Genomic DNA, 14573 nt, shown 5'->3' with positions numbered 1-14573 from the left:
CTGTCCGAATGTCTGGGGGAGGTAAGCCATGGGTACGAAATCTTCGCTCTCGCGCCGTCAAGCGTTGCGCGGTGGAGCCCTTGCCTTAGCCGGCGGTGTCGGAGCGGCCGCACTCGCCGCGTGCGGCGAAGAGAAGATCGTCACCAAGGAAGTGATCAAGGAAGTCCCGGTCCAGACCATCGTCACCCAGGAGGTGATCAAAGAGGTCGAGGTCGCGACGGTGGTGACCCAAGAGGTCATCAAGGAAGTCCCGGTCCAGCAGATCGTCGAGAAGGAAGTCGTCCGCGAGGTCATCGTCGAGAAGATCGTCGAGAAGGCCCGCGAACGAGCTCCCGGCGTCGACGCCCACCTGCTCAGCAAGATCGTGGATATCGGCGGCGAGCCGTGGAACCCCATCGTGGGCGGCGAGGTGAGCTACTTCACGTTCACCAATCCGAATTCGCTAGACCCGCTGTCCTGGATTACGCGCGGGCCCGAGGCGACGTCGCCGATGTTCGAGCGCCTCGTGGTGTTCGGCGAGAACAACGTCCTGCAGCCGCACCTGGCCTCGGATCTTCCCCAGGTCGCGGACGATCACATGTCATGGACGCTTCCGCTGCGCAACGACGTGAAGTTCCACGACGGCACCCCGTTCAACGCCGATGCCGTGGTCTTCAACTTCGAGCGCTATCTCGATGAGAGCGCCGTGCGCGGCTCGGTCGCGGGTGAGGTTGGCGCGTTTGCCAACGTGGAGAAGATCGACGACTTCACCGTGCGGTTCAACACCAACGGACCGCAGCCGTTGCTGCCGGAGTTCCTGACGACCGCGTCGCTCGTGATGGGGTCGCCGAAGGCCATCACGGAGATGGGACAGGACTTCGAGCGCAATCCGGTTGGAACGGGCCCTTACAGCTTCGTGAGCTGGACCGACGACGTTGATCTGCTCTACGAGCGGTTCGACGACTACACGTGGGGTCCGCCGTTTGCGACGAACAAGGGGCCGGGCCTGGCCGACACGGCGAGGATTCTCCAGCTGTCGATGGACTTCGCCGCCCGGGCGCAGGCGTTCGAGGCCGGTGAGATCGACATCTCCCTGCAGTTCACGTTCCCGGACGTGCAGCGGGTTTCCGAGAATCCCGCGTTCCACGTCATCGGGCTGCTGTTCAACGACATCCAGTATGTGCCGATGAACACGATCAAGTGGCCCTTGACCGACATCAACGTGCGCAAGGCGCTAATTCACGCGCTGGACCGGCGGACCGCGACCGTGCGGCAAAACGGCGGCCTGGCGCCGACCCTGGTGAGCAACCTGCTGGCACCGGGCACCATCGGCTTCAGCGAAGAGGCGTCCAAGCTCTACGACTGGAACGTTCCCAAGGCCAACGAGATCCTGGACGCGGCCGGCTACCCGAGAGGCGAGGACGGCTTCCGCTACGACTCGGAGGGCAAGCGGCTCGAGGTGATCTTCCCGAACACCCCGAATCCGATTTGCGAGCTGTTCAAGCTGGACATCGAGTCCAACATCGGCATCTTCGTGGACGTGCCAAATATCGACTTCCCGACGTTTGCCGAGGGGATGAGCCAGGGGCTCTATCACCACGCGTGGAACGGCGTGGGCGGTCGCAACGGCGATGCGCTGTACACGAGATTCCACACGTCGCTGCTGGGCAAGCCCGGTCGCGCGTGGACGTTCTTCGAGTACTCGGGCGAGCCGGGCGTGCCCAACCCCGACTCGCGCATCGACCCGCTGTTGGACGGCGCGCGCACCGAGTTCGACGCGGAGAAGCGGGTGCAGATGTGGAAGGATGCCGAGTATCTCCTGATGGAGAACGCGGTGGGCGTCCCGCTGGTGCAGTCGCTCCTGGCGTGGCTGACGAATCCGTCCACCGTTGGCGGGCGGATGTTCATCGGCAGCGGAGCGTCGCATCCCTACTTCGGCGACCTCTACAGCAAGGACTAGGAGCGCCAGTCGCATCGTTGTCGATGAAGACAGCCTCGGGGGCCGAATTGCCGGGAAACGGTATCGGTCGGCTTGAAGCTGGGCGCGGCGCCTTGCGGCGCCGCGCCCGCTTGGCATAGCCATGGGCGCCTACATCCTGCGACGGGTGCTCTACATCATTCCGGTCACTCTCGGAGTGGTCACGGTGGCGTTCGTGCTGCTGCGCCTGGTGCCTGGTGATCCGATCACCCTCTACTACTTCGGCCAGGATCAGCCAGGGCAAGCCAGCGCGTCGGCCGCCGGCCTCGAATCGGAGTCCACGCTCGAGCGGCTGCGCGAGGCCTACAACCTCGACAAGTCGATGCCCCACCAATACGTGCTGTATCTGGCGGACCTGGTGCGGGGCGACCTGGGGATCTCCATCCGCAAGAAGCGGCCGGTGCTGCATATCATTGGCGACCATTGGCCTGCGACCATGCAGATCACGTTGGTGGGGATGTCGGTCGCCATCGTGGTGGGGCTGACCGCCGGCATCCTATCCGCGATCAAGCACCACACCATCATCGACTACGCGGCCCAGATGTTCGCGATTATCGGCGTGTCGGTGCCGCAATTCCTGCTTGGGCTCGTCTTGATCTTCATATTCAGCATCACGTTGGGCTGGCTGCCGGCGATTTCCAATGGTCACGGCAAGGAGTTGATCTTGCCGTCGATCACCTTGGGCCTGGCGGCCTCCGCCATCCTGGCTCGGCTGACCCGGTCGTCGATGCTGGACGTGATGTCCCGGGACTACATCCGCACGGCGCGGGCCAAGGGTCTGCGTGAGCGCGCGGTGATTTGGCTCCACGCGCTGCGCAATGCGCTGATTCCCGTGGTGACGGTGATCGGGCTCGAGTTCGGCGGCCTTCTCGGCGGGGCGGTGGTGATCGAGGCGGTGTTTACACGCCAGGGACTGGGATTTCAGCTCATCAATTCCATCAACCAGCGCGACTATCCCATCGCTCAAGGTCTCGTCGTCATGGCGGCGCTGGTCTACGCGGTTATGAATCTCGTGATCGACGTGTTGTACACCTACATCGACCCGCGCGTGCGTCTCGAAGGATCGAGCGGCGCCTAGCATCGGGCCGGCAGCGCGGCCAGCGCGGCGCCCGGCATCTCCGGTGCTACGGTGACCGAATCACGGCTCCAGGAGCCGCCCCATGGCTGACCTCGACTCGACCGAACTGCACATCCGCGACACGCCGCAGTACTTCTTCGACACCGGCATGATCGAGGAGATCCAGAACATCTCCCGGACGGTGCATACGCCGGAGCTGTACGAGGGCAACCCGATCCTGGTCCAGGACAAGCCGTGGGAGCACCACGTCAACCTTCACGCCGACGACTACAAGGTCTGGCGTGACGACGATGGCGTCTTTCACCTCCTCTATAACGACTTCGACATCGACCACGAGAAGTCGCGCCGCACGGGCGGCACCTTGATCGACTACGACATTGCCCGTTTTCGCGTCTGCTACGCGCGTTCGGAGGACGGCGTCACCTGGGAAAAGCCGCCGATGGGGATCACGCACGAGGATGGCCACGACACCAACATCGTGATGGGCGACCGCACGCACGGGAATGTGTGGGGCCTGGCGCCGCTGGACGACCCGCTGGAGACGGATCCGGCGCGTCGGTACAAGGCGTTTTACGAGATCGGACCGCCGGGCTTTCGGGTGGCGGACGAGCTTCCCGGGGCGAACGTGCGGCGCGCATATTCCGCCGACAGCATCCACTGGACGACCTATGACGAGCCGCCCATGTTCGAGGGGCTGGGCGCCAAGCAGGGCGACGGCATCTTCCCGTTCTTCGACCCCGAGACGCGCACGTACTGCATCCTCACGCGCCATCCGTTGTTGGAGATGGCGCCGCGGCCGCGGGTGGGTCTGGTCGAACAGGCCGTCGCGGGCGGCTCGACCACCGACCCGGCGCACGGGCTGTCGAACCGGAGGGGGATGCGGCGCATCTTCTTTGCCCAGAGCCGAGACTTCCACCACTGGAGCGAGCCGCGGCTGGCGCTGGCGCCGGACCCGGAGCTGGACAACCTGGACGACTCGTTCTACTGCATGCGGCCCTACCGGCTGGGCAGCCATTGGGTCGGGTTTCTGGGCGTGCTCAACATGACCACGCGCACGATGTTCCCGCAACTGGCCTACAGCCGGGACGCGCGCAAATGGGACCGCCTGCGGCCGACGCACGCGTGGATCGGGGGCGGGGGGAAGGGCTCGTTCGGCGAGTTCATCGTGGCGGCGCCGCACCTGGTGGACGTGGGCGATGAGTCGTGGTTCTACTTCGGGGGCGCCGGCGCCCTATCCGCGCGGGATCGCAGCCCCTACGCGTTAGGACTGGGCAAGCTGCGGCGGCATGGCTTCGTGTCGGTCGGGACGAACGACAAGCACGTGGGCATGCTGCTGACGGAGGCCTTCATCGCGCCGGGCGATCGGCTGGTGATCAACGCGTCCTGCGGGCCGCAGGGCTATATCAAGGTGGAGGCGGCGGACGTGACCTACCGGGTGATGGAGGGTCGATCCGCGGATGACTGCGACGTGTTCACGGGCGACTCGATTTCCCACGTCGTGACCTGGGGCGGCGACGCGACGCTGCCGCTGCCGGAGGGGATCGACTCAGGGACGGTGTATTCGACCTTCATCCCGCACCGGCACCTGCGGTTCTACATGCACGACGCGCAGCTCTATTCGTTTCAGATCACCAGCTCGGACGGCTGACCAGGCTGGGGAAATGGCCAGGATGGCTCGGCCACGGCAACGAAGCCACTCGAAGTGTGCCGACGCATCGTGGCGCCCGGAGGCTGTGAGGCAAAGACCGGCTCGGGGCCGGTTCAATCGGCGTCAAGGCCAGATCGACCGCATAGTCCACGCATCGAGCGATTTGAGCACGGCGTCGGCCCCTTGCGCTCGCAGCGATACCCCAATGCTGTCGGCCCGCTCCGGATAGACGCGAACCGCGGCGCACTGCTTCTGGTTCACAAACACTTCGACGACGCTGTGGTCAACGAATATCCGCAGCTCGACGGGCTCGTCCGGCTCGACATTCACCGGCGCCGTTTCCGGAGCTCGTGACAGGACGTCCGGCGCCCCCGACGCGTACGACGTGTCGATGGTGACCAGGCTGAAATGCCGCCCGGTACCCAAGACGCGCTCGAAATGTCCGCGGTTCTTGTAGAAGGCGATGCGTGTGAACTCCTCTTTGCCCGGCGAGCGCAGGACGTTCAGTTCGACCATGGGTGCGTCCTGGGGATTGAGTACGGCCACGAGCTCGAGCGCACGGCCCTGGACCGACTCGAACACGTGCTCCGCGTTTGCGGGTAACAGGGTCGTATCCACTCGGATGTGAGCGTCCCGCAGCGCCGCGAGCGCCGGCACCGGTTCCATGAACAGGTCGTCACCGTCGAGCGTTAGGCGTCGCGGCAGCGACATGATTTGATTCCAACCCTCGGTCGGCTTGCCCTCGTTCATGTTGAAGATGGCGATGACGCCGCCCCGGCCGTCCGGCGTGGCGGAGGGTGCGTGGATGCCGGCGGGCCGCATGGCGCCGAAATTGAACCGTCCCCCGTGGGTGGCCACGAACTTGTCCCGCGCCGTGTCGTAGTCCCCCAGCAAGTATTGGGCGCCGGTCATGTGGCTGGCGAAGAGCAGGATGTGCCGGTCGCCGATCGGCCAGAAATAGGGCACCGAGCCGTCGTCGCCGACCAAGGTGTAGCGGTCGTCCTCGACGAACGGGTGCAGGTATTCCCAATGCTCCAGGTCGGTGGAGCGAAACAGGAAATTCGCGCGGATCGGCTTGCCGGCGGGACCGCCGGGTCTGGCCCAGCCCGAAAGGGAGTAGTAGACGCCGTCCTTCATCCAGATGCACGGGTCGTAAACGGTGTATGGCAGGGGCGATCCGTCGGACGCGGCAATCGGAATCACCGCCCGGTTGGCAACTTTCGTCCAGTTGAGCAGCAGCGGATCGCTCGACGTGGCCACCATGTTGCCGACCTGCGTGCCGAAGTACATGGCAATGACCCGGTCGTCCTCCACCAGGGTCGAACCGGAGAAGCACTTCTCTTCGGGGTCGGGATAGATGCAGTAGGGAAGGTCGCGCCAATGCACGAGGTCCCTCGACACGGCGTGGCCCCAATGTTGACGCGGATCTTCGGGCGGATAGGCCTGATAGAAGAGGTGCCAGTTGCCCTGCCAGAAGCACAGGCCGTTGGGATCATTGAGCGTGGCCTCTGGATTGACATAATGATAGATCGGGCGGTACGGGTCGTCGGCGAGCGCCGCCCGCGAGGCCTGCAAGCGCCGCATGAGTGGATTGGTGGCGAGCGCCGCCTCCTGGGCTTCGAGCGTGGTCGGGAAGGTGTAGCTGGGTACGCGCGATCTGTAGTTGGGCATTGGTTTCTCGCGTGCGGCTCTCTTGGCGCCAGCCGGCCCCGGCACCTGGCGGCCACTATAGATGGGCGCGCAATTCGCAAGGGCCGCACGCGACGCCAGTTGCGGCGCGCCTGGCGGTGGAGCCTCATCTCGCCCTGCAGCCTGGGTTGCCCGCCAAGGTGCTACGGTCGCTAGGTCTGAGTCACGGGAGCACACCCATGGCCGACCTCGACTCGACCGAGCTTCACATCCGCGATACGCCGCAGTACTTCTTCGACACCGGGATGATCGAGGAGATCCAGAACATCTCCCGGACGGTGCATACGCCGGAGATGCACGAGGGCAACCCAATCCTGATCCAGGACAAGCCGTGGGAGCACCACGTCAACATGCACGCCGACGACTACAAGGTGTGGCGCGACGACGAGGGCGTTTTTCACCTCCTCTACTCCGACTTCGACATCGACCAGGAGAAGGCCGCCCGCACCGGCGGCACCCTGATCGACTACGACATATCCCGCTTTCGCGTCTGCTACGCGCGCTCGGAAGACGGCTACACGTGGGTGAAGCCGCCCATGGGGATCGTGCACGAGGACGGGCACGACACCAACATCGTGATGGGCGACCGCACGCACGGGAATGTCTGGGGACTGGCGCCGCTGGACGACCCGCTGGAGACGGATCCGGCGCGCCGCTACAAGGCGATCTATGAGATCGGGCCGCCGGGCTTTCGGGTGGCGGACGAGCTGCCCGGGGCGAATGTGCGGCGGGCCTATTCGGCGGACAGCATTCACTGGACGACCTACGACGAGCCTCACACGTTCGAGGGCCTGGGCGCGAAGCAAGGCGACAGCATCTACCCGTTCTTCGACCCCGAGACGCGCACGTACAACATCCTGACGCGGCACCCGTGGATGGAGATGGCGCCGCGGCCGCGGGTCGGCCTGGTGGAGAAGGCCATCGCCGGCGGCTCGACCACGGACCCGGCGCACGGATTGTCGAACCGGCGCGGAATGCGCCGCATCTTCCAGTCGCAGAGCCGGGACTTCCAGCACTGGAGCGAGCCGCGGCTGGCGCTGGCGCCGGACCCGGAACTGGACAACCTGGACGACTCGTTCTATAGCATGCGGCCCTACCGGCTGGGGAGCCACTGGGTGGCGTTCCTGGGCGTGCTCGCCATGACGGAGTACAAGCTGCATCCGCAGCTGGCCTTCAGCCGGGACGCGCGCAACTGGGACCGTCTGCGACCGACCCACACGTGGATTCCCGGAGGCGGCCCCGGCTCGTTCGACGAGCTGGTCGTGGCGGCGCCGCACATGGTGGACGTGGGTGATGAGTCGTGGTTCTACTACGGAGGCGCCGGCGCCAAGTCGCCGCAGCAGCGCCAGCCCTACGGGTTAGGGCTGGGCAAGCTGCGGCGGCATGGCTTCGTGTCGGTCGGGACGAACGACAAGCACGTGGGCATGCTGCTGACGGAGGCGTTCATCGCGCCGGGCGACCGGCTGGTGATCAACGCGTCCTGCGGGCCACAGGGCTACATCAAGGTGGAGGCGTCGGACGTGACCTACCGGGTGATGGAGGGTCGGTCCGCGGACGACTGCGACGTGTTCACGGGAGACTCGATTTCCCACGTCGTGACCTGGGGCGGGGACGCGACGCTGCCGCTGCCGGAGGGGATCGACTCGGGGACGGTGTATTCGACCTTCATCCCGCACCGCCACCTGCGGTTCTACATGCACGACGCGCAGCTCTACTCGTTTCAGATCACCAGCTCGGACGGCTGAGCCGCCTCCCTTGGCGAAACCGTGACCAGCGAGCGGTTCGTCTGGATCGCCTGGGGGTTCGTGGCCGCGGCGATCGCGGCGCTGCTGACGTTTGGCGTGCGGTCGGCCGGCTGGGTCGTGCCCATCTTCCTGATCGTGGCCGGGCTGGTGGGGATGATCCTGGCCGTGGGTGTGGCGAGGCGCTTGCGAGCATCCTGGCCGCTTCACGTGGCGACGGGCCTCTTGGGTGCCGCGCTGGGTTTGGCGTTGCCGCTGGCGTTTTTCGTGACCATCGACACCGACCACCCGGAGCGCACCATCTGGGGGCGCGGCTGGTACCAGAACATCTTCGGGTCGCGGTCCGAGTACGTCGTGACGGCCAAGCGCATCCACCCCGACGATGAGGACCTGGGGTGCGTGAGCTATCGGATATCCGCCGACGAGGAATCGGAGACCTGTTTCCGTCTGCAAGAAGACCTGGCGGGATACGCCGACAACGAGCCGCTACCCACGGATTTCCTCTCGTGCCATGGCTGGTCGCGGGGCGTCTACCTGGGTTCGGTCTTGCGACGGCGAAGCACATTCGACGCGATCAATGTGGGAGATTCCCTTCCCGACTGCTGGCGGCAGGGCATTGCCAGTCGGTAGGTCCGGGTCTCATTTGCATCGGCCTGGGCGCGGCATCTCCCAAAACGAGACCTTTGCGCAATGCCTCCGTCATTCCGGCGGAGGCCGGAATCCAGTTCGACCGAATCTGGAGGCGCGCCGGATGCTTGGGCGTCGGGCGGGTCTGAGACCCGCCCCTACCGGAGTTACGCAAAGGTCTCAAAACGCGCTACGTTCGATGCTGAACCGGCGGCGTGGTCTCGGAGTCTCCGCCGGGCGATAGGAGAGCGACCTCGTCATGACCATCACCGACGTGAAGACCTATCTGCCGTGGGGCGGTCCGCGCGCGGAGACCATCGTCAAGGTCGAGACTGATTCAGGCCTCGTGGGCTGGGGTTGCTCGGGGATGTCGGCGCGCGAGTGGGCGGTCGAGGGCGCCGTGCGGCACTACCGCGACTTCCTGATCGGGCGCGATCCAATGCAAATCGGCGCCCTGTGGCAGGAGCTCTACCGCAGCCAGTACTTCGAGGGCGGGCGGGTGCTCACCGCGGCGATCTCGGCCATCGACATCGCCCTGTACGACCTCAAGGGCAAGGCGCTGGGCGTGCCGGTCTATGAGCTGCTGGGCGGAAGACATCGCGATTTCGTCCCCGGCTTCGCGACCGCGCACGCGCCGTATGGCCCCGAGCTGGTCGATGACGTCCTGCACCTGCACGGGGAGGGTTGGCCGGCCATCCGGCTGGGCCTGGGTACTGCCGATGCCGGTGAGGATGGGCGGCTTTTCGAACCGCGCGAGTCGATTGCCCTGACCGCGGAGTGGGTGATTCGTGTGCGCGAAGCCCTCGGCCAGGCGCCGGTGCTGGGCATCGACTATCACCACCGACTGACGGTGGCCGAAGCGGCGTCGTTCTGCCAGCGGCTGCCTCGCGCGGCGCTCGACTTCCTGGAGGAGCCGATTCGCGACCAGACGCCCGAGGCCTATGAAACCCTGCGTTCGATGACCGAAGTGCCATTCGCGATCGGCGAGGAGTTCGAAAGCAAGTGGCAAGCGCTGCCGTATATCGAGCGCGGGCTGGCGAACTTCATGCGCATCGACATCTGCAATGTCGGCGGATTCACGGAAGCGATGAAGGTCGCCGCCTGGTGCGAGGCGCACTACATCGACCTCATGCCGCACAACCCGGTCGGCCCGCTGTGCACCGCCGCGTCGGTGCACTTCCTGGCGGCCATTCCCAACTGCGCCTGGCTGGAGGTGCGCACCCCGCCGCGCGGGGGCGGAGGCGCGGACAATTCCGACACGACGCCCGAGCGGCGTGCGATCTATCCCGAGCAGGTCGAGCTGGACGGGACGTGGTACCCGCTGCCGACCGAGCCTGGCTTGGGCATCGAGGTCGACGAGGACATTGCCGCGAGCCAGGAGCTTCGCCCCTGGAATTCGACGCTGCTCCACCGCCGCGACGGCTCGTACACGAACTTCTAGCCCGGCGGACGCTTAGGGTGTTTGCGCGTTAGACGGATGCGCGGACGAGCCGGACGCGCGGGTCGATATAGGTGTAGAGGATGTCGACGACGAGGTTCATGCCGGCGTAGAGGAGCGCGGCGAGCATCACGAGGCCCTGAACGACCGGATAGTCGCGCTGGGTGATGGCGGAGATGAGCTGGAGTCCGAGACCCTGGCGAGTAAAGACCGACTCGATGATGACCGTGCCGGTGAGCAGACCGCCGAAGGCCAGGCCGGCGACCGTGACCACCGGGATCAGCGCGTTTCGCAGCGCGTGCAGCCAGATGACGGCGCGCTCGCGCAGACCCTTGGCGCGCGCGGTGCGGATGTAGTCACGCGACAGCACGTCGAGCATGGAGGACCGCATCAAGCGGGCAAGAATCGCCGACGCGGCCGTACCCAGGGTGATCCCCGGCAAGATGAGCTCCTTGCCGTGGCCGTTGGAGATCGCCGGCAGCCACCCGAGCGCGACGCTGAAGATCATGACCAGGATGACGCCGAGGAAAAAGCTCGGGATGGATACGCCGAAGACCGCAAAGCTCTGCGAGGCGTAGTCGATCCACGTGTGGTGGCGGATCGCTGAGATCACGCCGGCGCCAATGCCAATGAACAGCGCGAGGCCCATCCCGGCCAAGGTGAGCTGAATCGTGGCCGGCCAGTGGTCCCCGATGATCTCGTTGATCGGACGCTGCGACCGAATTGACTTGCCGAAGTCGAACCGAATGAAGTCCCAGAGGTAAATGAAGAACTGGTGGACGATGTGCTTGTCGAGATTGAATTCCTTGCGCAGGGCGTCGTAGGCGCTCTGCTGCGAGGGCGTAACGACGAACGACACGGTGCCTGACGGGTCCTGGCCGCCGAGATAGAACAGATCAACCGGGTCGCCCGGGATCAGGCGCAGGAGGATGAACGTCGTCACCAACACTCCCAACACGACGGGAATCGTGTAGAGGACGCGTCGGATGATGTAGCCACCCATGCCTGCGCCTGATCCCTTTAGCTACCCAGTTGCGTGCGCCAAGTCCTTTCGGCTAGCCGACCCGCTTGTCGTACCAGTCGCTCCAAATCGGCAACGCGAAGTTCCCGACGTAGAGGTTCCCGCCGACGATGTCGGTGTTGGCGATCCAGCTGAGGAACTCGGTGACGAACGGAATCATCAAGGCGTTGTCCATGATGATGTGGCTCGCCCGCTGCCACAGATCGATCCGCTTGGCCTCGTCGAACTCGACCCGCGCGCCGTCGAGCAGCGCATCCAGCTCCACGCCTGGCGTGGCCTCTCCGGGCGGGTCCGTGTACATCCAGCGCGAGTAGGCGCGCCCCGGCAGCCCGTAGACGGACGTGTGGAAGCGGTCCCACAGCACGTCGCCGTCCGGTCCGCCGACACCCACGTACGCCGCGTGGAAGGCGCCGTTCTGCATCTGCTCGTTGAACGTGCTGCCTTCCATCTTCGGAATCTGCACCGAGATGCCGAGGGACTTCTCGACGTCGAGCTTGAACAGCTCGCGCACCGGGAAGCCGGTGTCCGGGAAGACGATCTCGAGCAGCTCGCCGTCCGAGTTGTAGCGGAAGCCGTCGTCGCCCAGCGTCCAGCCGGCGGCGTCGAGCCGCGCCTGCGCCTTCTGCACGTCGAAGGTGTAGAGGTTGTTGACCTCCGGGTTGTAGCCCTTGACCGCCTCCGACGTGAGGCAGTTGCTGACGACTACCGGCGGAACGCCGCCGTTGGCGCGCACGGTGACCGTGCGCCGGTCGATGCCTTCGATCATCGCGCGGCGAACCTCGACGTCGTCCGTCGGGAACAGCTGCGTGTTGATCGGCATGTACTGCGGCATGCCCTCGTTCAGGATGCCCAGCACTCGGAAGCTCGGGTTCGTCGAGATGCGCTGCACGTGCGGGAACACGAAGTGGAGCAGGAAGCTGACCTCGCCCGCCTCCATCGCGTTGATCCGCGCCGTGCTGTCGTTCGACAGGACCTTGCCGACGGCTCGATCCGCGTATGCCGGACCCTGGTTCGCGGAGTACCACGGCGCCCAGCCGTACTTGTCGAACCGCGTGCCGACGAGCTCGACGTTGTCGGTCCAACTCTCGAACTTGAAGGGACCGGTCCCGATCGGGTTGAAGTCGAAGTCATCGCCCATTTCCTTGGCCACCAACGGCCACGGCCGATAGCCGCGGGTGAGTGGCTTGTGGAAAAGCGCGTTCGGGATCTTGGTGAAGAAGTCGACCGTGAAGTCGTCGACCTTCTCGACCTTGTTGAGCTCGTTGGCGAAGCCGACGATGCCGCCGCGCACGATGCTCTCGTCGAAGATTTCTTCGAAGTTCGAGATCACGGTGTCGGCGTTGAACGGCTCGTCGTTGTGGAAGACCACGTCGTTGCGCAGGCGAATGCGCCACTGCGTGCGGTCGTCCTGAACCTCGGAGCCCGCGGCCAGGAGCGGGGCAAAGTCATTGCCCGCGCCAAGCACGTAGAGCGGCTCGTGGATCATGTTGCCGATCTCAACCGACGCTCGGCTGGCCGCGCGCAGCGGGTGATAGCTGTTGGCATTGCCAAAGGTCGGGTAGCTCACCTCGCCGCCGACGGTTGGGTTGTAGGGCCCCAGCGGAATGACGTCGGGGTAGCTGAAGATGTTGATGCCGGGCACCAACTCCTTGGCGCGCTCGACCAGCTTCTCTTCGATGACGACCTTCTCGACAAAGACCTCTTTGACGACTTCCTTCTCGACGACCTTTTCGACCTCGACCTCTTTGATCGTCTCGACGGGCACTTCCTTGATGGTTTCGACCGGGACTTCCTTGACGACGACCCGCTCGACCTCGACTTCCTTGGTGACCGGGACTTCGACCGGAACTTCCTTGATCACCTCTTTGACTTCGGTGACCGTCACCGTGACCGTCTTCTCGACGACCTCGGCTTCGCCGCACGCGGCAAGCGCGGCCGCGCCGACGCCGCCGGCCAAGGCGGCCAACCCCCCGCGCATGACCTTGCGCCGGGTTACCAATCCTTTACTCCCCATCGGACACCTCCCCTGTGCACGACACGTCTATTGCCGGCTGAAATCGTGATTCAGGCATAGACCCTTTCGGTGACGGCATTTTAGCGTGCCCACGAGCTGGCCTGCGGGTCGAGCGCCTCGCGCAGGCCGTCGCCGACCATGTTGACCGACAGGACCGTGACGGCGATGGCCGCTCCATTGAACGTGGACACCCACCAGGCGGTCCGCAGGTAGGCGCGCGAGAGGTTGAGCTCGCTGCCCCACTCCGGGGTCGGCGGGTCGGCGGCCAGGCCGAGAAATCCCAGCGCGGAAGCGGCGAGGATGGCGCCGCCGAGGCCCAGGGTCATCATGATCAGGATCGGGCTGAGCACGTTGGGCAGGATGTGGCGCAGCATGATGCGGGTGTCCGACATACCCACGGCGCGCGCGGCCCGCACGTAGACCAGCTCGCGCGCGGCCAGCGTGGCGCCTCGAACGACGCGCGCATAGCCGGGGATCCCCGCCAGGCCCAGCGCCACCATGGCGTTTACGAGACTGGGCCCGAGCGCCGCCAAGATCGCAATCGCCAGCAGCAAGTCGGGGAAGGCCAGCATCACGTCGATGGCTCGGCTGACCACCTGGTCGACCCACCCGCCGAAGTAGCCGGCGGCGAGACCGAACAGCGTGCCGGCGATGCTGGCAATGCCGACCGCGAAGAATCCGACGCGCAGCGAGACTCGGGAGCCGCGGACCACGCGGCTGAACACGTCGCGCCCGATGTCGTCCGTGCCCATGAGGTGGCCGTCGGTCAACGGCGGCAGCCATTTCTTGGTCTGCAACTCATCGAAGCTGTAGAACGTCTCCTCGGGCTCGATGGCGATCACGTCCGCGAAGATCGCGCCGATACTGATGATGATGAGGATCGAAAGGCCGAGAACGGCTGCTTTGTGGCGGTAAAAGCGGCGATAGGACATCTGCCACTCGCTGCGCGGCGGACGCAGTTCGAGTGGGTCTTGCGCTGTTGCGCTGGTCGGCTCTCTTAGGGCGTCCGTCGACACACCCGCTCCCCCGCCTGTCTGCGCGAGGTGGGCTCCGCCTCGGAGACCGTCAATGGTTCCAGGCGGCTCGGGCCGGACAACGCCACGGATGCACCGATAAGCGAGATGCATCCGAACGACTCGCCGGAGGCGAGCCGTCACCTCAAGGCGGAACGTAAGGCGTGGCGCGCCGTCGTGTCAATCTGGCAGGCGGCGCGCTTGCACGGGTGAGCGACTATTTGGGACGCTGCGCCGGTTTGTGCGTTCCACGGCTCGACGCACACGTGGTTCGAATCGTCCGACGGGCCGGCATTTCCAAAGTGGTAGCGTTGGCGGGCGACCGCTGGGGCGGACGCAGCTACTG

The 14573-nt window shown here is 65.4% G+C and carries 10 protein-coding genes; 6 read left to right on the top strand and 4 right to left on the bottom strand.

Annotated features, from left to right (window positions below; all coding sequences use genetic code 11):
- The first annotated feature begins 28 nt into the window (after window positions 1-28).
- The 3 genes from OXG79_14925 to OXG79_14915 all read left to right on the top strand — a co-directional run bounded on the left by OXG79_14925 (window position 29) and on the right by OXG79_14915 (window position 4683).
- On the top strand, window positions 29-1939 hold the full coding sequence (locus tag OXG79_14925; GenBank protein MCY3785059.1) for an ABC transporter substrate-binding protein: 1911 nt from the start codon (window positions 29-31) through the stop codon (window positions 1937-1939).
- A gap of 121 nt (window positions 1940-2060) precedes the next feature.
- Window positions 2061-3035 (top strand): ABC transporter permease, encoded by a 975-nt coding sequence (locus OXG79_14920; protein ID MCY3785058.1) that lies wholly within the window; start codon window positions 2061-2063, stop codon window positions 3033-3035.
- 82 nt (window positions 3036-3117) lie between these two features.
- Entirely contained in the window at window positions 3118-4683 is a 1566-nt protein-coding gene (locus OXG79_14915; GenBank protein ID MCY3785057.1) for a hypothetical protein, read from the top strand.
- Window positions 4684-4806: 123 nt separating this feature from the next.
- Here the strand turns inward: OXG79_14915 and OXG79_14910 are convergent, their stop codons facing one another.
- Window positions 4807-6354, bottom strand: coding sequence for a glycoside hydrolase family 32 protein (locus OXG79_14910; protein MCY3785056.1), 1548 nt, complete (start codon window positions 6352-6354; stop codon window positions 4807-4809).
- A gap of 197 nt (window positions 6355-6551) precedes the next feature.
- Here OXG79_14910 and OXG79_14905 point away from each other — a divergent pair, with 197 nt between their 5' ends.
- From OXG79_14905 to OXG79_14895, 3 genes are all read left to right on the top strand, one after another.
- On the top strand, window positions 6552-8117 hold the full coding sequence (locus OXG79_14905) for a hypothetical protein (protein ID MCY3785055.1): 1566 nt from the start codon (window positions 6552-6554) through the stop codon (window positions 8115-8117).
- 21 nt (window positions 8118-8138) lie between these two features.
- Window positions 8139-8744 carry a hypothetical protein gene (locus OXG79_14900; GenBank protein MCY3785054.1) on the top strand — a complete coding sequence of 202 codons (606 nt, stop codon included), beginning with the start codon at window positions 8139-8141 and terminating at the stop codon, window positions 8742-8744.
- Between the two features lie 256 nt (window positions 8745-9000).
- A complete protein-coding gene (locus OXG79_14895) occupies window positions 9001-10182 on the top strand; it encodes a mandelate racemase/muconate lactonizing enzyme family protein (protein ID MCY3785053.1) in 1182 nt (393 codons plus the stop codon).
- A 28-nt stretch (window positions 10183-10210) separates the two neighbouring features.
- Here OXG79_14895 and OXG79_14890 read toward each other — a convergent pair whose 3' ends face one another.
- The 3 genes from OXG79_14890 to OXG79_14880 all read right to left on the bottom strand — a co-directional run bounded on the left by OXG79_14890 (window position 10211) and on the right by OXG79_14880 (window position 14146).
- Complete coding sequence (locus OXG79_14890; protein MCY3785052.1) at window positions 10211-11182, bottom strand: ABC transporter permease; 972 nt, start codon at window positions 11180-11182, stop codon at window positions 10211-10213.
- 52 nt (window positions 11183-11234) lie between these two features.
- A complete protein-coding gene (locus tag OXG79_14885) occupies window positions 11235-13214 on the bottom strand; it encodes an ABC transporter substrate-binding protein (protein ID MCY3785051.1) in 1980 nt (659 codons plus the stop codon).
- Window positions 13215-13294: 80 nt separating this feature from the next.
- Window positions 13295-14146: an ABC transporter permease gene (locus tag OXG79_14880; protein MCY3785050.1), complete on the bottom strand. Its 852-nt coding sequence runs from the start codon at window positions 14144-14146 to the stop codon at window positions 13295-13297.
- Window positions 14147-14573: the final 427 nt, after the last annotated feature.

Source organism: Chloroflexota bacterium (genome assembly GCA_026706485.1).
In the GTDB taxonomy this organism is placed as follows: domain Bacteria; phylum Chloroflexota; class UBA11872; order UBA11872; family UBA11872; genus JAJECS01.
Note: the sequence above shows the minus strand (reverse complement) of the source record. Positions and strands in the feature narration are given on the sequence as shown.

What these genes read in the sequence shown, in the direction of transcription:
- OXG79_14925 (MCY3785059.1), top strand. Translation starts at nt 29, where the DNA reads ATGGGTACGAAATCTTCGCTCTCGCGCCGTCAAGCGTTGCGCGGTGGA.
- OXG79_14920 (MCY3785058.1), top strand. Translation starts at nt 2,061, where the DNA reads ATGGGCGCCTACATCCTGCGACGGGTGCTCTACATCATTCCGGTCACT.
- OXG79_14915 (MCY3785057.1), top strand. Translation starts at nt 3,118, where the DNA reads ATGGCTGACCTCGACTCGACCGAACTGCACATCCGCGACACGCCGCAG.
- OXG79_14910 (MCY3785056.1), bottom strand. Translation starts at nt 6,354, where the DNA reads ATGCCCAACTACAGATCGCGCGTACCCAGCTACACCTTCCCGACCACG.
- OXG79_14905 (MCY3785055.1), top strand. Translation starts at nt 6,552, where the DNA reads ATGGCCGACCTCGACTCGACCGAGCTTCACATCCGCGATACGCCGCAG.
- OXG79_14895 (MCY3785053.1), top strand. Translation starts at nt 9,001, where the DNA reads ATGACCATCACCGACGTGAAGACCTATCTGCCGTGGGGCGGTCCGCGC.
- OXG79_14890 (MCY3785052.1), bottom strand. Translation starts at nt 11,182, where the DNA reads ATGGGTGGCTACATCATCCGACGCGTCCTCTACACGATTCCCGTCGTG.
- OXG79_14885 (MCY3785051.1), bottom strand. Translation starts at nt 13,214, where the DNA reads ATGGGGAGTAAAGGATTGGTAACCCGGCGCAAGGTCATGCGCGGGGGG.
- OXG79_14880 (MCY3785050.1), bottom strand. Translation starts at nt 14,146, where the DNA reads ATGTCCTATCGCCGCTTTTACCGCCACAAAGCAGCCGTTCTCGGCCTT.